Source organism: Sphingobium sp. MI1205 (genome assembly GCF_001563285.1).
Classification (GTDB): domain Bacteria; phylum Pseudomonadota; class Alphaproteobacteria; order Sphingomonadales; family Sphingomonadaceae; genus Sphingobium.
In genome coordinates this window covers 1,964,913-1,984,106 of the sequence record NZ_CP005188.1, presented here as the reverse complement: position 1 = coordinate 1,984,106, position 19,194 = coordinate 1,964,913, and the positions used below count along the sequence as shown (strand labels likewise).

Here is a 19,194-nt window from a genome sequence, read left to right as displayed (position 1 = left end):
GTTTTCAGCCATTTCCCCGCACCCGTCGATTCACGGGCTATACACCATAATGGATCGGGAGAATCGTACCGCTTTTGCTATGGTGGCCGGGTATAACACGCATAATCTAAAGCGAATGACAGCGGCTTATTCCGGTGAATTGTTCACCAGCATCACGCCATGACCTCGATCCGAGTCGAGAAACACGGCACCCGCCGCCTCTAGCGCCTTGACCACCTGATGCCGGGTTTCGTCGCGCACAGGCAGATCGTTCTCTGATTCGAGGCGCTTGAGCGCCGTCAGAGCGACGAGGGCCTTGTCTGCAAGCATCTCCTGTGTCCAGCCGAGAAGCGCACGAGCGGCCCGCACCTGGCGGGAAGTGATCATGCGCGATCACGTCCACAACCGATGCGCTATCCGCCATCGAAACGACTATTATAGTCGTCTTGGAATAGCGTGAATAGGCATTGCGAGCCGGGCGAAGCCCGGCGAGCTCGCCACCAATCGCCGTGGCGCGAACCTAAGGGACGCGCGACCGCCGCCGATCCGGGGAAGCTGGATCGGCGGCGACAAACCCGCAGAATATGGGAAGCCGTAGAGCCGGAAGGTCCGGCCCTACGGCATAGCGATCAGCCCGCCTTGAGGCGCTGCATCCCCTCGGCCAGCGTCCAGAGCGCGCGGTTGAGGGTGACATTCTGGTCGATGCCGTTGATCGGGCGCGACCGGCTGCGGCGGATACGGCCTTCGGCGTTCTGCCTGCGGCCATGCAGTCCGCCACGAATGACGTTCTCCTGAATGACGTTGAACGTGGTCCACAAGCTGCGGTCCATGTCCTCCCGGCGGCGCGGCTCGATGATCTGGTCAGGGCGCAGCGGGCTTTCGTCCTCGCCGTAGCGGGCGACAAGGCTCACCTCGCCGAGCAAGCGCTGCTCGTCCTCGGAAAGCCGAATGGCCTTCATGCTGTCGCTGGCGTCGATCAGCCGGGGGAAATCTTCCGCCACGGTGTAAACGCCCTCGATAATGTCATGCTCGATATTGCCCTTGTGCGGCACGCGGACTTCCTCGAACCGCTCGCCCGCAATCATGCTGTTGGTGCAGACGAAGCGCAGCATGCCGGCGAACATCTGATAGGCACTCGTCCCGTCATGGCTGTTCACGATAATGACCTCGGCGGCCTCGGGCTTGCCGATGCCGTCGTCCCGACGCAGGCGCAGCATGTGCTTGGCGTGGCCGTGGCGGCTACCATCGCGTGGAACCGACTGGACGGCGAAGAACGGGAACCATCCTTCCCGGCGCAGCCCCTCCACAATGTCGATGGTCGGGACATAGACATACCGCTCCGAACGGCTGTCGTGCGCCTCGCGGGCGAAGATGGACGGGACGTTACGATAGAGCGCCTCATTGTCGAGCGCCTGCCGGCCGCTGATCTGATGGGCGTTGCGGCCGAACCGGGTGGCAAGCTTATGATACATGGCTTAACTCCTTGGGCTTGGGTTTCCGCGCAGCGGAGCGCCGCGCTGAAACCCTGCCCGTCGGCGAGACCGGGGGTGCAACCGGAGTGGGCGGCTTCGCGGGGAACCGGCTGCACGGAACGCGAAGCGTGGAGGAAGCTGGGCGGAAGCCGCTCCGAAGGGCGCCGGGGGCAGCGCCCCAAGCACTCTCACAGATCACGCCGGGCCTTTGGCCCGTCCGTTTCAGAAGCGAGCAACAGGCACGACAAGGCGCCCCCGCTCTGGTGGAGCGGGGGCGCCGTGCGGGTCAGCGAGACCAGATGAGCGCATATTCGCCGGCGGTGTCGGTCTCGGACAGGGTGGCGTAGATCGGCGCCGGGAAGGTCGGATCGTCGAACTTGACCGAGAGATAGTCGCGACCCTCGCGGCTGGTCTTCTTCCAGGCGGCGCCGAACTCGACGGTGTTGGAGTGGACGCGGAAGTCAGGGGCCTTGTCAGTCTCCTTCTCGGCGGGCTTGAAGGTGATCTTGGCGTTGAGAGTGAGGGTCTTGAGCGTGCCGGTGAAGGTATCGCCGTTCGCGGTGAAGGTGCCGATGATCGCCATGTCGAAGTTCCTTTCGTGTTGTTCGGACCGCGCCCGTCGCGGCCTCGATGGCGATCGGTGAAGCGGGGATGCCCGGAAGCGCACCGCTTGCGGCCCAGCGAAGCGCCGGACGGCGGCGGGCGGCTTTTTTGTTTCGCGATGCAAAGCCGAAGGCGGCGGAAAAAAGTCGCCAGGCGCTGTTGCGCCAGGTCGGGCAAGGCGCAGCCGGCCCCGCTTAGATCAAGCCCTTGGAGAGGCCGTGTCGGCGCGGCGCGGCGGCTTCGGGGACTGGATTGGCGAGCGGAATTCCACCCTACGGCAGACCATGCTTGGCGCGGGCCGCTTCGATCGCGTCCTGGATCTGTTCCACCACGCCGGGATCGGCCGGCTTGCCCTTCGGAACCTGCACGTTGGCGAGAAACCATCTGGCGATCTCGACGCCCTCGGCGGCCCAGCGCGGGTTGTCGCTTTCAAGTGGATCGAGGATTCGGCGGATGATGACCGGGTTACGTGACGAGCTGCCGCCCCGCATCGGTTCATGAAGAAAATCAGCGGGCGCGAACGCCATGTTGAGATTGAGCGCCGCCCGGCGGGCGTCGGTGTCGTCCTTGGCCCAAATGAGGTCGTCGAGAGGCATTCCCATGCGGTCATAATGCTCGGGCTGCCGGGTAAGCAGCTCCCGATGGGTGAAGGTCGGTGCGGTGGGATCGCGGCGCTTGATGTAGCGTTCATCGAGCGGGCAGATCAGCCGGCGGATGGCGAATACCATCGCGTCGAGCATGTGAATGTCCTCGCTGCGCGTGGTCCAGCCGTAGATCAGATAGCGGTTGTCGGCATTGCCGTTACGCAGGAGGTGGGCGATGAAGTCCTCGGCCGAGCGCTCGAACCAGTGGTGAATGTCTAGATCGGCGGGCTTCTGCAGCTTGTCCGGCAGAAGCGGACCGGCAAGCGCGCGCACATCGGCATAGAGCCTGACGATGTCATGGCCGTAGCCCTTCGACGTGCGGGCGTTCGCGAGTAGCACCGCCTTCAGGTATTTCTCGAGCGCGTGGACCGCGAGCCATAGGAAGTCGGTATTGAGCCGATTGATCGCGCACCAGCGCGCCGCGATGTAGTTTTCGTCTGCCGTCCGCACGAACAGCTCGTGGACGAGATTGTTCTTCGACGCCGAAACGCTCACCTGCCACCCTCCAAGAACCGGGCCGGCCAGGAACTGGCCACCGGCTTATCTAGTCGGTGGGGGCTCGCCCTTCAAAGAGCGGCTTCCAACGGACATGCAGGAAGGATTCGAGCAGGCTGAGGATCGGCAGCCCGAGGGGTGCAGGTATCAGCAGGTTCACCCGCGCCGTATTATCCCTGATCCAGCCACCGATCGCGGCATCGTCCAGGGACGTCAGCCCGAGCTTGGCGGGGTTCGTCAGGATAGACCGGGCAAGCGTGCTCATGGCGCTGTTGGGATGGCTCCCCAACGGGGTCACGGTCGGACGAACCTCAAGGCAACCAGCTTCGGCATAGCTGTAGAACAACTGCGCCGTGAGCGTGTGGGTCAGCGCGATCAGCGCCATGTCGGGCCGCTCCGCCAGCGCCACGCGAAGCGCCAGCGTCCGGTGGGCGGACAGGTCGCGGGTGAGGCTGTCGGAAATCGGCTTGCCGGGTTCCTCGTCCTCTTCCTCGACCGGCTCGATCTCGCCGCCGTCCTCGTCCTTCTCGGTCTCGGCTTCGCCGCTGATGCCGTCGCCGCTGTCCTCGCCCTCGCTCTCGCTCTCGGGCTGCGGGAAGGCCAGCGCCTCGTCCTCGGGCCGGATGAAGCCGCGCTCGATCCGCGCCGCGCCGTCATGGTTGAGCACAACGAACACGCCGCCATGCGCCACCGCATTGCTGTCATAGACGTAGCGCTTGGCCGAAAGGGCGTCGATCTCGTCGGACACCGCCTCCAGCTTCGCCGCCACGTCCTCGGGCATCTCGTCATAGGACGAATAGCCCTCCGCCAGCTCGTCATGCTCGGTGGACAGCGCTTCCAACCGGGCCTCGTCCTCGTCGGACAGGGAAACGGTCTGCTGGTAGACCCGCCGCATCCCGTGCGCGTGGGGGTAGTCGATATGCGCCTCGGCCCATTTCCAGCCCTCGGCCTGCACGGTCGCGGCGACCTCGCGCAGCTTTTCGATGGCGAGCATATCGAGCAAGCCCGCATCCTCGAAGAACCCGCCCCGGTCCTCGCTGAACAGGTCGCGGATGATGTTGCCGCCCGCCTCGACATAGGCGTCGGCCCCAACGAACACCGCGCGCCGATCATCGCCGGGCACGTTGCTGGCCGTCATGTCGCGCCGGATGATCCACGGCTCGCGGTTGTGATGCAGGTTCTCGAAAACCTGCTCCTGCCGGGCATGGTCTTCCGAAATCCCGAAGGCCATAAGCTGGTCCAGCGTAAGCCCGTCCTCGCGATAGACCTGCAACAGTTTGGGCGACACAGCGCCGAGGCGAAGCCGCTGCTTCACCACATGCGCCGACACGCCGAACCGCGCGCCGATCTCCTCCGCGCCCCAACCCTTGGTTTCCGAAAGCTCGTGGAACCGCTCGAACTGGTCGGCAGGGTGCATCGCCTCGCGCGTTACGTTTTCGTCGAGGCTGACCTCGGCGGGATCGTTCTCCGTATCGAGCCAGCAGCGGATCGGATGCGTTTTCTTGACCTGCTTGCGCTTGGCGCGCAGCAACTGCGCCAGCCTGCGGCCCTCGCCAGCGGTGACGAGATAGGCGCCGGTCGGCGTCCCGTCCTCGCGGACCTCGGGCTCGATCACAAGGTTCTGGATCATCCCCTTGTGCTGGATGCTGCCTGCCAGCGCCTCGATGGTGGCCTCGCTATGCGGCACCTTCCGGGCGTTCTTGGGGGACTTCTTGAGCTTGTTCAGGGGCACGAAAATCTCGATGCCCGACACAGGCTCGGCGGCTCCGGTTTCGGTCACAGCGTTCATCACACTTCTCCTTAAAACCACACTCACCCCGGAATGGGGTGGGCGGCGAAGAAGCGACCGGCAGGCCCGCCGGCGGAGCCGGGCAGCATCCGCAGGACCGGAACGAAGAGGAGGTAAGCGCGCCTGCGCGCGTTGCGGCCCGGCGCGGCGGGCCTAAAGGGAAGCGTCGCCCACCCCATAGCGGGAGTGAAACGACCAACGAAGCGATCGGGCCGGCGCAGCCCTGGCCCGATCTCCGCAGCTACGGAAAGACGCAAATCCGCAATGGCGGATTTACGGACCGGCGCGGATGCGCCGCCCCGCCATGCTGATCGTGACCCGCACGGGACGAAACCCGTCAGGGGTTCGGTCGGAGCGCAGCGGAGAAAGAGCGGCGGTCCCGAAGGGAGGCGCCAGATACTCTGTTAGATTACAATGACGCTGTTGTAGTTATTCAGGGAGATCGAGATGAGCGACGATAGTTTGGAGCGTGCTCAGGGTTATCTGCGCATGTCGGAAGACTATGCCGCCGCAGCGACCCGTTCGCTGGGGTCAGGCGCTGACGAAAGCTGCCGACTGCCGTTCTTCATGCTGGTCGCTCATGCCTTGGAGTTGTCGCTGAAGGCCGTGCTGAGCGCCGAAGGGGCCGATGAAGAACGGTTGATGGGCATTGGTCACGAACTGGGGTGGTGCCTGCAATTGGTTCGCCGAACCCGGCGGTATCCGAAAGAAGCCTTCTCCGAGCTGGTGCGCCTGGTGGACGCATTGTCCACGCCGCACGCCTTCCAAGCCTTTCGCTATCCGCAGCCTTTCCGATGGACGTTGCCCGAACCGCTGGCGGCAAGCGGGCTGCTCCAGCGTCATCTCGACGTCGTTGCGGAGGCGATCACGCGCGATAGAGCGCGGTCGTCGCTATGAGCATGAAGCTCGCGTCTTTTCGATGGAAGACCGCCAAGAGCCGCCGTCTGCACGCTGTAGGCGCGTTGCGAAGAGTAATGGCTATGGCTAGAAATAAAGTGCCCCGGCGGTATGCAGAGCAGGGACCACCGGGGGATACGGGCTCAAAATGGACGATCGGGGCGGAAAAATCAAGGATCAAGCCGCCGCGTGCCTACGCTCATCGCCGCCCTGTCCGCCGAACGATTCGACACCTACCTTAACTGGACAGGCGGAGACCAGGCGCTTGCCGAGCGGCTCTACACCTACAAAATCCAGCTCTCGGCGGCGCTCTACGGGCCGCTGCACATGCAGGAAATCGCGCTGCGGAACATGACGGACGGCGCGTTGATCCAGCGCTACGGTCAAACTGGTTCGCCAATCCGGCCGTGCTGACGACGGCCTATCAGACCGGGTGCATCGCCAAGGCCAGGCAGACGCTCCAGCAGGTGGGTAAGGTCGTCACGCGCTCGCAAATCATCGCCGAACTCAATTTCGGCTTCTGGTCGTCGCTGTTCGGCCGCCAGGTGCACCATCTCTGGCAGACGCTGCGACCGATCTTCCAGGCGAAGGGCGTCCAGCGCGGGACGATCGCGCAGGAGCTGCGCGAGTTGCGGCTGTTGCGCAACCGGACCGCCCATTACGAGCCGATCATCGCGCTGCCGCTGGCGCAGCGCTATGCGAGCATCACGACGCTGACGGGATGGCTATCGCCGAGCGCGGCGGCGTGGATCGCCAACTATTCGACCTGGCCCGCGCTCTATCCGGCGGTGCCGATCCTCGTGCCGGACCCGGCATCAGGCGCGCTGACGGTCGCGCCGGCAGTCGTTCCGTTTCTCCCGAACTGAGCGCCCCCGCCTGTCGGGCGGGGCGCTGGGGCGGTCAGGTGACGATCCGGCCCGCGGCGGTGGCTTGGCGGGTATAGCGGCTCAGCGGATATTCCGCCTCGAAAAGAGGTCCCATTCGACAACTCCTTTGCTTTTAGGCTCCTAGCGGTTCAACCACTCATGGGGAACGAGCGCGTGATCGCGCCATAGTTCCGCTAGGACGACGCCGTCCAGATCACCCCACACATCCTCGTCTGCATGGTCGAGCACAATTACCTGCAGGCGGCCGTTGGCGGTCGCGACCTGCTCGCCGAGCAGCGAGAACACCTTTCGAACTGCCACCACGTCCTCGTCTCGCCAGGTCATTGGGTCCGCGTTCTCGTCACCGGCCGTTCTGCGCGGGAAATAGACTTGGCTCGGCTGATCGTAAATCAGCAATCCGGGAACTGGATGGTGCGGCAGCTCGAGAAAGAAGGACTGCAGGGCAAGAGTTAGCGCGACATGATAGGCCAGCCAGTTTGCGCCGCTGCCGATTTCCCAGAGATAGTCGTCTCGTGTTCCACGGATGACCTTCACCGTGAGATCAGCGATCATCAGGCGGACCGGCGCATCGGGCCACTCAGCGTCGAGCCGCGGGATGAGGCGGCCGGTGGTAGCCTCAATGCTATCGAGAGCGTTTCGTAACTTGCGACCGATCTCATTTTCCGAGACACGGCGTTGCAATTCAGCGATCTGTGCCTTGAGCGCGTCGATTTCCTGCCGAAGGCCGGCCGATTGATCAGTCCGGTCGTAGAGTTCGAGCGCCTGTTCGAGGCGGCCAAGGAACCGTTCCATCCTGTCGAAACGGTCGATGGCCTGCTTGGCTTGCTGCGAGTTGCGCTCCAGTAACCCCATCTCGCGGCGAATCTCGTTGAGGCGCACTAGCAAAGTCTCCGTGCGGTTTCCATTCGAAGTGCGACGCTTCGAGCATTCTACTCCATCATCCGGGGTGGGGCGAGCCCCACCCCGGATGATGGATCGGTTCAGGAGGCTATAACGATCTGCTCCCTCAACACCTCTGCAGGCGTCCGGTAATCCAGGCATTTGCGTGGCGTAGCATTCATCCGATCCGCGATGGCTTGCAATTCCGCCTCCGAGATCAAGGCTATGTCCGTTTCGAGTGGCAGGAAGCGTCTGAGACGACGGTTGTTATTTTCGACGCTGCCCTTTTGCCAAGGCGCTGACGGGCTGCAGAAATATGCGGTCATGCTCAGGCGCGCCTTGAGCTGGGCATAAGCGGCAAATTCCGTCCCTCGATCGAACGTGATGGTCTGGCGCAATGCGGAGGGTAGGGGACTGAGGTGACGATCAATGCCTGCCATGACGCCCGCGGAATGGCGACTGGGGTTGTGGGACAGCATGGTAAATCGGCTTCGACGCTCAATCAGTGAGGTCAGATTGGCTTTGCCATGTTCTCTTCGAAAGATGACAAGATCGCATTCCCAATGACCAAAGGTCTGCCTTTCTCCGATCTCCGAGGGCCTCTGCGTGATCATATTGGCCAGCGGAATATGGACGCCCCGGGGCTTGCGGGCATAGCGTCGGCGGCGGGATCGGCGCGCGCTCGGCAACTCTCGCCAAAGAGCAAGCCGACGCCCTTCGGCGCCATAGACATATTGGTAAATCGTCTCGTGACAGACCGACGGCCCACAAGTCCAGCAACGCCTGACATATCCGGCAATCTGCTCTGGCGACCAGGCCGCCCGTAACCGCTCGACGACATAAGCCGCTAGATGCGGGTGGCGAGCAAGTTTGCCGCCGCGCACACGTCTGGCGGTCGCTTTGCGCTGAGCTGCCGATGCAAAGTAGCCCCGGAATGCAGGCCACTCATCAAGGTGGCGGTTACGGCGAACCTCGCGGTAAATCGTCGACGGATGCCGCTGCAATCGACCGGCAATTTCCCGGACCGACCTACCAGCTTCCATCATCTCGTAGATCACACGCCGGTCATCGAACCGCAGATGGCGATAACAAATCATGAAATGCACTCCTTGCCGACAGGGCTGCAACCCTACAAAATCCAGCAATTTCGCACTTCAGATTTGAATCCACCGGATCGCGGCTCGAACTCAAGGGACAATGGCCGCACGAACATTCGCTCGCCAGCCGTCTCCCGAACTGGATGATCCGCACGGACCTGAGCTACTATCGCGGCAAGGCTATCGAAGCGGCAGGATATACCACGTCCAGCTACGGCACGCCCGACACGGCGATCCGCGACTATCTGTTTGACCTCTCCTTTCTGGGCGGCATCGTCTTCTGGGACAGGGACGAACAGGCCTTTTTCATCGAAGGCGCGTTGCACGGCTATCTTCATCGCCGTCACGAACTGCGCTGGAAGCTTAAGCAGATACTTGAGGCGGCCGGCGCCCCCGACCCCCAGGTCGTTACCGAGCGCTGGATGCGCAAATATAATGTGAGCGGCCAAAGCCCGGAAAGCGTTGCCCGGCAGGGAGGTGAGCCCTTTGCGACGCTCCTGCAACGGATCGAAAACCTGCGGCGAATGGCAAACGCCCGCTACGAATCCTATGTCGTTGACGACTTGTGCGGGCTTTCCTTGCGAACGCTGCGCGACACGAGACTTAGAGAGCAGGAGGAACGAGAGGCGAAACGGTTGAAGGAATTAGCCGATGCCGCCGCAGCGCGCAGGGAATATCTGGAAAGGGATGCCCGGCAAGACCTTGGTGACGAAGCCTCCGAATGGCTGCGCAGTCCGTCACCGGACCATATGAAGACGATCCTGGAATGGGCTGGCGTTAATGACGCGCAACTCCAAGTCGCCGAGCGTCAGCTTGGTGAGGCGATCCGGAACCGCAAGGCAAGATTGGCCGCAGCGGAGGCCATACGAGGTTACCAGCAACAGTTGGAAGTCAAGGTGCGCGCCGCCATCGCCGACCGGCAACGGGCCGAGCTCTTCCTCGAGGCGTGGCGCAGCACCTGTGACAGCCCTGCGGCGCTCAACGCCATCCTCGCGAAATTGCCGAAGCGCCGATAGTCTAAACAGCCTTCACGATCGGAAATGCTCGGGGTGAAGGCGAACCCGGATGCGTCGTCATCCAGACGCGCTCGCCAACGGCCAGGTTGGACGCAGCATAGACCGATTTCACATGACAAAAAACATCGCTGCCGGTGGCGGCGGCAAAGCCCCAGCTGTTGTTGTCGAACTTCTTTATGGTCCCATACTGGCGCGGAACCGTCGAATAATAGAGCCCCTCGCAGGCCGTGACGAGTTGGTCGGCCGTCGGTCGTGTTGCGGGATCTTTCTGCATGCACGCCTTGATCAGATCAAATATCGCGGTGGCAAACGGCGCGAACTGCGTATTGCTTGTCAGAGGGCCAGGCAACGGTGGCACTTTCGCCGCTTGAATGAGCGGCACGGCCTTGTAGCCAGCGCCGAACGGCCTTTTGCCCGTCAGAACCTCGAAGGTCAGCGCGCCGATCGCCCAGACATCGGCGGGTTTGCCAGCATTCTTCATGTCGTCGATCGTTTCCGGCGCCATGTAGGGCAACGCGCCGAGCGCAGTCTGGGAACTGGTCAGTCCTTCCTCATCGCCGGCCACGGCTTCTCCGATCTCTTCCTGAGCCATCTTGGCGATGCCGAAGTCGGTGATCTTGAAGCCTGTAAAATCTCGGCCTCCCGCGACCATGACGTTGGTCGGCTTGAGGTCGCGATGGATCACGTTGACATGGTGGGAGGCGGCCAACCCTTTGGCCAGATGATGCATTACCCGCCCCGCCGCGAAGGGATCGAGCATCGCAACATGGTTCTTCAGGAAGTGGCCCAGATCGCAGCCCTCGATTAGCTCCTCGATCAGATAGAAACGATCGTCTTCCTCAACATAGTCGAGCGTCTTGGCCACGTTGTCGTGGTTGACGCGAGCGCTGAGAGTGGCGCTCCTGTTGAAGCGCTTCTTTGCCGATGGATTCTTGGGCGACTTGAGGACGACGTCACGTTCGAGCAACTGATCGTGGACACGGTAGACTTCCTGCATACCGCCCTGACCGATATAATCGATCACTTCATATCGACCGCCCACCAGGTCGCCGATCGCGTGCAGCACACCACTCACAGAACCACCTCCGGATGCGTGACGTCAAAAGTGATGTATCGCCTTTGAAAGCCCAGGCTGGGGGAGCCCAGCGTGATAACGCATGCGCCCGGGAGCTTCTGCGGCGGCGCAATACTCATATTGTTGATGTAGACGTCGCCCACGACATTGGTCGCGATGAAATCATAGCCATCGTAACTCACATCCACGGAGCCAAGCGAGCCTGCGCTGAGCTTCACGGATTGGCCGATCTGCTCAAGATAATGGATCTTCTCGCCAACGATCATCGTCGCCTTGTGCCGGCCATGCAGCAAATGGCGGCCAACGATGTCGCGAACCGTCTCCATGCTTGGGCGGTTGGCGGGCTTTTTCGATAGACACTGGTTGAGGGTTGCGGCAATCGCCGGCGGAAGGGCGAGCGTTTGCTTGGCGAAGTCCGTATCCGCGCTGGGCAGATTCGGCGGAATCGCGCGCAGGTCATTGGGCAACTTGCCGCGGATCAGTTTGAGCGCGGTGGCGCCAAAGGCGAAGACATCGACCGCCGACGTGAAGTTGACCTTCTGATGTGCCGGAGCGCAAAGTTCTGGGGCAATATAGCCCAGGGTCCCGATCGTCCCGATCGTCTCGCAGTTCACGCCGTCCGTGCGGGACAGGCCGAAATCGAAAATTCGGAGGCAGGCCTCGGCATCGATTTTCATGTTGTTGGGCTTGATGTCGCGATGAACCACGCCAACCGCATGAATGTCGGCAAGGCCGCAGGCGATCGCATAGACATGCCGCAGGAACGTGCCGGCATCCTTGATCGGAACGATCTCATTCAGATCCTGGCCGGGAAGGAACTCTTCCACGAGCGCTGTGACCGCACCGGAGCCATCCTTGAGTACGTCGTAAATCTGGACGACATGCTTGGACCGGATGGCGCTCAGGGCCTTGACCTCGTCGAGAATGCGCTTCTGGTCCACACCCTTCTGAAGCACCTTGACGAGCACATGGCGATCGAGATGCTTGTCCTTACACTTAAACGCGGTCGACATCCCGCCACCGGAAAAGGGCGAGCCATCTTTCTCGTAGCGGGCAGGCAATTTCATTGCTTGTCCTCATCCGGTCGGGTGGCCGGAGCGGAAAATTGAACATCGACTTCGTTGCCCGGCTCATCAAGCGGTAGTCGGTCGGCAGCATCCGTCTTTGGGCGCGCGGGACGCTGCTTGGGCTTGCGTGCCTTGGTTGTCCGCCCTTTCCCCTTGGTAGCGGCAGGCTTGGACTCCGGCTTGTTATCCACGGCCTTTTCCGGGGAGGGCGCCTCTTCGATCCGCTTGCTCGGCTCATGAGGCCGATAATTGGGCGGTGGATTGCGCACACCCCCCGATCGCTCCCGCGCGTCTCCCCCCGTGATGTGGATGGCCAGGGTCTCGTTGGGCAGGATTGCGAGCAGTTCATTCTCGCCGCTGTCATCATAGAGTTCTGCCTCACTCCCTATGGGGAGCAGGATAGCGGTGGCATTGTCGCGGCCGCCCATCATGTCGGACAGCGTCAACAACTTGCGAATGAGATCGCTCCCTCCTGCCGCGGCAGTGACGACCCGCTGGAACACGACGTGGGGAACATCGTGCGCGCCATCGGATGTCAGGAGAACGGAACGACAATGGCTTGGAACGGGGGCGATCTGAGCCTCCATTTCTTCGCCCATGCCGACGAACTGCAACAATCGCGAATCCTTTGGAGGCTCGGCTTCGCCTTCTTGCCGTTTCAGCAGTGCATTGATGGTATCGTCGCGCGTCAATTGTTCCAGGGCGCGGTCGGGCATGACGCCGTAGATGCGACTGTCGCCTACATGGCAAAACATCGCCCCGTCGTGTGATGAAATCACCGCCGAGAGCGTGGTGCCACCATCACCGCGCAGCCGCCGATAGACCTCGGCGTTCGCATAGGCGATTGCCTGGGAAAGCCGCTCCTCCCAGCCGATGGCTGGCGCGCAATACAGATGCGCGGTAAAGGCGCTGGCGGCCAGGATTGCGGCTTCCCGGCCCTGGCTCATACCGCCAAGGCCATCGCAAACCATCGCTACGGTGAAATTCGCGCGGCCACCAGGCGCATAGGATGCTCGGGCGACGAGGCAGGAATCCTCATTGCGCTTGCGCACCAGCCCGACGCTCGATCCGAGCGCCGCGCCGCTATGCGTGCGGATGGCCTTCGCGGACCCTTGGGTCTCCAAGGCTTTCGCCAGCCGGTTTTGTATCCTCTCGATCAACTGTGCATCCCCGCGCCCCTGGGACGATAGCCTACAGTCCCGACTGGAAGAAACCAGTCGGGACATATCGACGACGCTCGTCCGGTGGTGGCTCTCCTCTTCATGAATTACCGATGATGTGGAGCGTTTCCTTTCCACCCTTCACCGCCTTTACCGAAAGGCGTCTATCAAATGTCGCTAGCTTTCCTCCATTGGCGCGGGCCAGCGCTAGCAAATAGGTATCGGTCACTTGAGCCGAGGTTAGCACTTGCGACGCATCGACGTGAGCAGCATCGGTCAGGCTCAAGCTATCGGGCCAGAAAGCGTGTCCCGACAATCCGCACATCTTGGCCATAATAGCCGCGACATCTGCCGTCGATCCCGGTGTATTGGGATAGCTGGCATGGCCAACGATGCGGATGACCCCGTTCTCCGTTATGGGGCAGGTCGCCCAGGACACCTTGCCAACCGACTCGAACCATTGGTGCGCGGGATCATGGCTGATGTGTGCCGGATCGATCAGGGCGATGAGTACGTTGACGTCGAGCAGAAAGGTCACGGCAGCTCGTCGCGGAGCAAGTTCACCGTTTCAAGCGTGACCACCGTTGCCTCATCCGATACCGACAGAAGAGGAATGCCATTGCGCGCTGCGGGAGCTTGCGGGCGCCGCAATGCGCGGCGCGCGAGATCGGACACCACCTCTCCGACACTCCTGCGCTGCTGCCGCGCGATCGCCTTAGCCGCGACTAATACGTCGTCATCGATCGCCAATGTGGTTCGCATAACTTCCTCAACGCATCAAACATCACGCATCATATAACTCAATGGCGGCGCGTCTTCAATCTTCGCGCTCTTAATTCCAGCGAAGACGAGCATCAAGGAATGGCGCGATGCTGAGCGTCTGCGCGCGCTCGAACACGCAGCGGCAACCATGCTTCGCATAACCGCCTCGTTGGCGCGGCGAGTTGGGATTTAGCCATGCCCCATGCCAGCCAGCGGGCTCATTTCCGCTGGTGAGTTGTTCTCAGAGTGTTTTCAGCTGAAATCAGCGAGATTTGCAGGCGTCGCGTCCAAAGCTGGTGAGTTTTGGGATTGGGGAGCCGCGAACGGTGAGGGTTCAAAACCTTGCAACTGACTGATTTATCGAGGAAATTTGGTGCACCCGACAGGATTCGAACCTGTGACCTACGCCTTCGGAGGGCGCCACTCTATCCAGCTGAGCTACGGGTGCGGAAGGCTTGAAGCCGTAAATTTAGTGCCGAGAAAGGTCAATCCACGATCAAGTTCGGCTGCCCGATCGCGGTGAGTTTCTGGTGAGTTTTTCCGTCCGTCCTTTCTGTATCCTTGTTAAGCCCCCGGAAATCCGGTATAAAATCGCTGCTCTCGCGTTGGACGCGAGCCTTCGGAGGGCAACGCTCTATCCAGCTGAGCTATGGGTGCGTATCGCTTGGTGCGAAGCGCCGCTTAGCAAAGCGCAACTGCAGACGCCAGCACCAAAATGGCGACACGCCAATCTATTTGCTCTTCGCCATCGGTTGAAACTTGCCCAGTCCGCAACTCGCGCCGCGCATCAGATTGGGCGAATTGTACAGCACCGTTACAATATCGACCGAGCAAAGCTGGGCCAGGCTGGTCTTGTACATGAATCGTCGCTCGAACCCCAAGCCGGGACAGCTGTTTGGCAATATATTCCGATAAATCTTGTTGCCATTCAGGATGAAGTCGATGGTTCGATCATCACGAACGTCGGTCTGGCGGATCGAGTTGATCTGAATGCAATCGACTGGCTTTCCGGAAGGGACCAGATTGTCGGATCGCGGTTTCGCGGTGACGGGCGCGACCAGCGACAAAAGTGCTACGGTTACGCTCAAGCGAAGGGCTGGATGAACAGGGACGGACATTGACTTGCCTCTCCTCATTGTCGTCACGGAAAACACGTTACCAAATGGGGCGTTCCGTATCTGCCAATAGCATGGCTCGCCTGAACCGCGCGATAATGGCGTGGCGTCAGCCGACGGCGGCGGTGGGTTTAGGAGCGTGCGTTTTCGGCTTGTAACGGCACAGGTCAGCAACGATGCAGCGCCAGCATTCGGGTCGCCGCGCCTTGCAGACATAGCGCCCGTGGAGAATCAGCCAATGATGGGCATCGCGGCGAAAAGGGCCGGGGACGCGCTTCTCCAATTTTTGTTCGACCGCAAGCGGCGTCTTGCCCGACGCCAGCCCGGTGCGATTGCCGATTCGGAAGATATGTGTATCAACTGCGAATGTTTCATGCCCAAATGCGGTGTTCATCACCACATTCGCGGTCTTTCGTCCGACGCCTGGCAGGGTCGTTAATATGTCGCGATCCTGCGGAACCTGGCCAGCGAAGTCGCGCACCAATATCTCTGAGAGCGCAATGACATTCTTTGCCTTGGCATTGAACAGACCGATGGTCTTGATATGCGCCTTCAGGCCATCTTCTCCCAATTCCATCATCTGGGCGGGGGTTTCCACCTCGCGGAACAGCGCGCGCGTCGCCTTGTTAACGCCGACGTCTGTCGCCTGGGCGGACAGCACGACCGCCACTAGCAGCTGATAGTCGTTATCATATTCCAGCTCCGTGCGCGGGGTCGGATTCGCTTCCGCCAGGCGGCTGAAGAAGTCGAAGATCTGGTCTTTTTTCATCGCCGGATCAGAGGCCCAGCACCGCTTTCATGTCATATCGGCCGGCTGGTTGGCCCAAGAGCCAGGAAGCACCCTTCACTGCGCCACGGGCGAAGATGATGCGGCTTTCGGCGCGGTGGCCCAGTTCGATCCGTTCTCCATCTGCAGCGAAGATGACTTGATGGTCGCCCGCCACAGATCCGCCCCGCAGCGCGGCGAAGCCGATTGCGCCCGGCTGCCTTGCGCCCGTGATGCCGTCGCGGCCGCGGTCGCTGTGGTTGGCCAGGCTGATGTTTCTCCCTCGTGCGGCGGCCTCCCCAAGAAGCAGGGCAGTGCCGGAGGGGGCATCAACTTTGTGTCGATGATGCATTTCGAGGATTTCGATGTCCCAGTCATCGCCCAGCCGGGATGCCGCCTGCTCGACCAACGCTGCCAGCAGGTTGACGCCCAGAGATGTATTACCAGTCTGCAACACGGGGATCAGGCGAGCGGCTGCGTCGATCAGTGCATGATGAACCGGCTCAAGCCCGGTCGTACCGATCAGGATTGCCTTCTTCGCGGCAACACATGCATCCAGATGGGCGGAGAGGGCGCTGGGTACGGAAAAATCGATCAGCACATCACTCTGCTCGGCGAGCGCTAGCGGATCGGCGCTGATAGCCAAGCCGGGCAGAATGTCGCCGTTGCCTGAACGGTCCGTGCCGCCGCTGATGCTTAACCCGGCTTCGGTCGCGACCTGAGCGATTGCGCGCCCCATGCGGCCTGCCGCTCCGAAAAGTCCGATCTTCGTCATGATGTCGCTGGTCCCCAGATGCTTGGCCGTCGGATGCCAGAACGCTGCACGCTTGTCATCTGGAAGCTGCGGGCTGGGGCGCGCTGTCTGATTGCGCCTGGAAAGGAGCGGCGTTCAGCGGAAGCCATGGCGCGCGGGAACGCTGGGCGATAGGGGGATCAGATGGACGAGATCGAGAATATCGTGATCCTCACGGGTGCGGGTATTTCCGCCGAAAGCGGCCTGGCCACCTTCCGGGGCCCAGATGGCCTGCGGGAAGGGCATCATGTCGAAGATGTCTGCACGCCCGAAGCGCTGGTGCGGAACGCAGACCTTGTGCATCGTTTCTATGATGAGCGGCGGGCGAAGCTCCACGATGTTGCGCCCAATCCCGCGCATAAGGCATTGGCGGCGCTTGATGCTCAATGGCCGGGCGAATTGTTGATCGTCACCCAGAATGTTGACGACCTGCATGAGCGGGCGGGGACCAAGCGCCTGATCCATATGCATGGCGAATTGCGCTCGGCGCTGTGTGCGGCTTGCGGTATGGCAGCGCCTTGGGTCGATCCGCTGCCGCCGGGCGTGCGATGCAGGCGCTGCGGGGAGCCGAGTCTTCGCCCTGACATCGTTTTCTTTGGAGAAATGCCCTATCAGATGGAAGCGATAGACGAGGCTCTGCGGCGTGCCGACCTGTTCGTGTCAATCGGTACGTCTGGTGCAGTCTATCCTGCCGCCGGGTTTGTTCAGACCGCGCGGCATGTTGGTGCGCGCACCCTAGAACTGAACCTCGAGCCTTCTGCCGGAAGCATCTATTTCGAGAAGAGTCGCATCGGTCCCGCAAGTCGCCTGGTTCCAGAACTGGTGCGCGAACTGCTTGGTCAGTTTGGGCCGTCTCCCCGGGACGCCATGTCGCGATAAAGCAGCATGACCGAGCCTTCCTCACCATCGACGACGCGTATAGGCAGACGAGACTGAAGCGCCGACAGGAATTTGCCGCTGTCGGTGATATGGAACTCTCCGCCGATGCGAAGGGACGATACGCGCGTGTCTCCGATCAGGATGGGGGCGACGCGATAGCGGTTGAATTCCCCCGTTGCCTGCTCGATCGTCTCGCCTTCCAACTGAACCAGCTTCTGGCGCCAGGCCGTACGTTGGCGGATCACCTTGGGATCGAGATGCGTAAGCACCAGGCTGCGAGGCTGGAGGACGGCGCCCTCGCCAGCAGCAACGGGCTGTGGTTGCCGATCGCCGCATCTCACGGTGACAGCGCCCTGCGTCACAGTCAGTTCGGTCAGCGCGGGGCGAAGACGCAGGTTGAAGGAGGTTCCAACCGTACGCACCACAGCGGACCGAGCCTCGACTTCAAAGGCGCGCTCAGGATCATGCGCTACGTCGAACGCGGCTTCACCTTTCAACAGGCGGACCTTTCGGCCATTGTCGGTGAAGCGCACCTCTGCCGCGCTATCGCTGTTGAGGTGGAGGCGTGATCCATCTGAAAGCGCGATGGTACGGATTTCTCCGATTCGCGTCTCATAGCGATCCACATCGTTGAAGGTCTGCACTGTTACGATGGCCGCCAAAATGAAAAGGAGCACGGCGACCCCCGCGGCTATCATGATGTTACGCGACAGGCGGCGTTGCTGTTCCTCGCTGACGATTTCCGCCATCGGTGGAAGGTTGACTGCGGCCGCTGCGCTTTTCAGCCGCTCGGCGGCTTCCCACGCCGCTTCGGCCCGAGCGAAGGCGACGGCATGACGCGGATCAGCCTCAACCCACGCGCACAGCTCGGCTTCGTCTTGCGGTGTTGGGTCGTTATTAAGTCTGGCCAGCAGGCGCGCGGCTTCCGCCTCGATCCCGTCCCTGCTGTTTGATCCTGGCCCCGACGCTTGCACGTTCGAAATCCGTTTCCTCACGTTCCGCCCAGGCCCGCATAACTATCGCGATGGCTTTGGCCAGATGTTTTTCTACTGTTGAAACGGACAGGGACATCTCTGCCGCTATTTCCAGCATCGATCTTTCATGGATTCTCCGCAGAATGAAGACCCTGCGGCATTGCGTTGGCAATGAGTCCACGATGGTTTCGACCTGCCGGAGCGCCTCTCGGGCGTGAAGCTGTGCTTCGACATTATTGTCCCCTTGCAGCAATTCCAGGTCGGCGATGGTTTCGAAGCTGACCACCTTATTCCGTCGGGCGGTATCGATTACGAGATTTCGCGCGATCGTGAACAGATAGGCGCGGCCCGTCGTAACATTTTCCCAGTTTTCCGTGGCATAGGCCCGCGCCATGACCTCGGCGACCATGTCGTCCAGCTCATGGGTAGAAGGAAGTATCCTTCGAAGCCGCCCGCGAAGCGCGGCCTCCTGCGGTAAAATAACTGTCTTGAACCAATCCAGTTTGGCGCGAACGTGATGCACGATGACCCCCTTGATGTCAGCCGCGCCTCTCCTGCATTCTTTTATTTGTCATAGTTCAATCATGCTTGCAGGGGCCTGTCCAGCGCAGGGCTGGCAATATCGATCAACGAACGAAAAAAACTTTTCCCCGTTGCAAAAAAACGGTCGATAGCTTGCGTCAATCAGGCGGCAATTCGGGAATGGATCGGTCGGGCTGGTCATAATCCGGGCTTATAGGCACAAATCCGGGTGGTTCTCCCGCCGGAGTTTCGTCTGGTGTGCTGGGGGGCGGGGACTCCGGTGGCGACTGCGGCTGTATCGTGTCGGGGGGCGGAATGCCGAT

General features: G+C 61.4%; 22 protein-coding genes and 1 tRNA gene. 5 read left to right on the top strand and 18 right to left on the bottom strand.

Going from position 1 to position 19,194, the window contains the following annotated elements; translation table 11 throughout:
• Positions 1 to 126: 126 nt before the first annotated feature.
• The 5 genes from K663_RS09530 to K663_RS09510 form a co-directional block, all read right to left on the bottom strand.
• A complete protein-coding gene (locus K663_RS09530; protein ID WP_062116622.1) occupies positions 127 to 366 on the bottom strand; it encodes a helix-turn-helix domain-containing protein in 240 nt (79 codons plus the stop codon).
• Positions 367 to 608: 242 nt separating this feature from the next.
• Positions 609 to 1,451: a DUF932 domain-containing protein gene (locus K663_RS09525; protein WP_062116620.1), complete on the bottom strand. Its 843-nt coding sequence runs from the start codon at positions 1,449 to 1,451 to the stop codon at positions 609 to 611.
• A 286-nt stretch (positions 1,452 to 1,737) separates the two neighbouring features.
• Positions 1,738 to 2,034 carry a DUF736 domain-containing protein gene (locus tag K663_RS09520; RefSeq protein WP_062116617.1) on the bottom strand — a complete coding sequence of 99 codons (297 nt, stop codon included), beginning with the start codon at positions 2,032 to 2,034 and terminating at the stop codon, positions 1,738 to 1,740.
• Between the two features lie 292 nt (positions 2,035 to 2,326).
• A complete protein-coding gene (locus K663_RS09515; protein ID WP_062116614.1) occupies positions 2,327 to 3,193 on the bottom strand; it encodes a HEPN domain-containing protein in 867 nt (288 codons plus the stop codon).
• Between the two features lie 49 nt (positions 3,194 to 3,242).
• Positions 3,243 to 4,982 carry a ParB/RepB/Spo0J family partition protein gene (locus tag K663_RS09510; protein WP_235589415.1) on the bottom strand — a complete coding sequence of 580 codons (1,740 nt, stop codon included), beginning with the start codon at positions 4,980 to 4,982 and terminating at the stop codon, positions 3,243 to 3,245.
• 447 nt (positions 4,983 to 5,429) lie between these two features.
• Here K663_RS09510 and K663_RS09500 point away from each other — a divergent pair, with 447 nt between their 5' ends.
• From K663_RS09500 to K663_RS09495, 3 genes are all read left to right on the top strand, one after another.
• Positions 5,430 to 5,879: a hypothetical protein gene (locus tag K663_RS09500; RefSeq protein ID WP_062116609.1), complete on the top strand. Its 450-nt coding sequence runs from the start codon at positions 5,430 to 5,432 to the stop codon at positions 5,877 to 5,879.
• Positions 5,880 to 6,068: 189 nt separating this feature from the next.
• Positions 6,069 to 6,293, top strand: a complete 225-nt coding sequence (locus K663_RS24880; protein ID WP_235589414.1) for a hypothetical protein — start codon at positions 6,069 to 6,071, stop codon at positions 6,291 to 6,293.
• Positions 6,287 to 6,745: a hypothetical protein gene (locus tag K663_RS09495; protein ID WP_235589413.1), complete on the top strand. Its 459-nt coding sequence runs from the start codon at positions 6,287 to 6,289 to the stop codon at positions 6,743 to 6,745. The genes K663_RS24880 and K663_RS09495 overlap by 7 nt, the downstream gene beginning before the upstream one ends.
• Before the next feature lie 141 nt (positions 6,746 to 6,886).
• Here the strand turns inward: K663_RS09495 and K663_RS09490 are convergent, their stop codons facing one another.
• Positions 6,887 to 7,645 carry a DUF3732 domain-containing protein gene (locus K663_RS09490; protein ID WP_235589412.1) on the bottom strand — a complete coding sequence of 253 codons (759 nt, stop codon included), beginning with the start codon at positions 7,643 to 7,645 and terminating at the stop codon, positions 6,887 to 6,889.
• Positions 7,646 to 7,746: 101 nt separating this feature from the next.
• Positions 7,747 to 8,742 (bottom strand): IS30 family transposase, encoded by a 996-nt coding sequence (locus K663_RS09485; RefSeq protein WP_062120609.1) that lies wholly within the window; start codon positions 8,740 to 8,742, stop codon positions 7,747 to 7,749.
• A gap of 143 nt (positions 8,743 to 8,885) precedes the next feature.
• Between K663_RS09485 and K663_RS09480 the strand changes: the two genes are divergently transcribed.
• Positions 8,886 to 9,758: a hypothetical protein gene (locus K663_RS09480; protein ID WP_062116606.1), complete on the top strand. Its 873-nt coding sequence runs from the start codon at positions 8,886 to 8,888 to the stop codon at positions 9,756 to 9,758.
• 1 nt (position 9,759) lies between these two features.
• On the opposite strand, the gene K663_RS09475 is transcribed toward K663_RS09480, so the two are convergent.
• The 9 genes from K663_RS09475 to dapB form a co-directional block, all read right to left on the bottom strand.
• Complete coding sequence (locus K663_RS09475; RefSeq protein ID WP_062116603.1) at positions 9,760 to 10,833, bottom strand: serine/threonine-protein kinase; 1,074 nt, start codon at positions 10,831 to 10,833, stop codon at positions 9,760 to 9,762.
• The gene (locus tag K663_RS09470) at positions 10,830 to 11,900 is read right to left on the bottom strand and encodes a serine/threonine-protein kinase (protein ID WP_062116600.1); all 1,071 of its coding nucleotides are present in this window, start codon (positions 11,898 to 11,900) and stop codon (positions 10,830 to 10,832) included. Before K663_RS09470 ends, K663_RS09475 begins: the two co-directional genes overlap by 4 nt.
• Positions 11,897 to 13,198 carry a PP2C family protein-serine/threonine phosphatase gene (locus K663_RS09465; RefSeq protein WP_145902257.1) on the bottom strand — a complete coding sequence of 434 codons (1,302 nt, stop codon included), beginning with the start codon at positions 13,196 to 13,198 and terminating at the stop codon, positions 11,897 to 11,899. Before K663_RS09465 ends, K663_RS09470 begins: the two co-directional genes overlap by 4 nt.
• A complete protein-coding gene (locus tag K663_RS09460; RefSeq protein ID WP_062116594.1) occupies positions 13,161 to 13,598 on the bottom strand; it encodes a TA system VapC family ribonuclease toxin in 438 nt (145 codons plus the stop codon). The genes K663_RS09465 and K663_RS09460 overlap by 38 nt, the downstream gene beginning before the upstream one ends.
• Positions 13,595 to 13,810, bottom strand: a complete 216-nt coding sequence (locus K663_RS09455; protein WP_235589411.1) for a hypothetical protein — start codon at positions 13,808 to 13,810, stop codon at positions 13,595 to 13,597. Before K663_RS09455 ends, K663_RS09460 begins: the two co-directional genes overlap by 4 nt.
• 383 nt (positions 13,811 to 14,193) lie before the next feature.
• Positions 14,194 to 14,270 (bottom strand) — tRNA-Arg (locus K663_RS09450).
• Between the two features lie 283 nt (positions 14,271 to 14,553).
• On the bottom strand, positions 14,554 to 14,940 hold the full coding sequence (locus K663_RS09445) for a hypothetical protein (RefSeq protein ID WP_062116586.1): 387 nt from the start codon (positions 14,938 to 14,940) through the stop codon (positions 14,554 to 14,556).
• A gap of 106 nt (positions 14,941 to 15,046) precedes the next feature.
• Positions 15,047 to 15,706 (bottom strand): endonuclease III, encoded by a 660-nt coding sequence (gene nth / locus K663_RS09440; protein ID WP_062116583.1) that lies wholly within the window; start codon positions 15,704 to 15,706, stop codon positions 15,047 to 15,049.
• 7 nt (positions 15,707 to 15,713) lie between these two features.
• Positions 15,714 to 16,478 (bottom strand): 4-hydroxy-tetrahydrodipicolinate reductase, encoded by a 765-nt coding sequence (gene dapB / locus K663_RS09435; protein ID WP_062116580.1) that lies wholly within the window; start codon positions 16,476 to 16,478, stop codon positions 15,714 to 15,716.
• Between the two features lie 162 nt (positions 16,479 to 16,640).
• Between dapB and K663_RS09430 the strand changes: the two genes are divergently transcribed.
• Positions 16,641 to 17,375, top strand: a complete 735-nt coding sequence (locus K663_RS09430) for an NAD-dependent deacylase (protein WP_062116577.1) — start codon at positions 16,641 to 16,643, stop codon at positions 17,373 to 17,375.
• Here the strand turns inward: K663_RS09430 and K663_RS09425 are convergent.
• Entirely contained in the window at positions 17,336 to 18,349 is a 1,014-nt protein-coding gene (locus K663_RS09425; RefSeq protein ID WP_062116575.1) for a FecR family protein, read from the bottom strand. The genes K663_RS09430 and K663_RS09425 overlap by 40 nt on opposite strands.
• Positions 18,273 to 18,872 carry an RNA polymerase sigma factor gene (locus K663_RS09420; protein WP_062116572.1) on the bottom strand — a complete coding sequence of 200 codons (600 nt, stop codon included), beginning with the start codon at positions 18,870 to 18,872 and terminating at the stop codon, positions 18,273 to 18,275. The genes K663_RS09425 and K663_RS09420 overlap by 77 nt, the downstream gene beginning before the upstream one ends.
• Positions 18,873 to 19,194 lie beyond the last annotated feature (322 nt).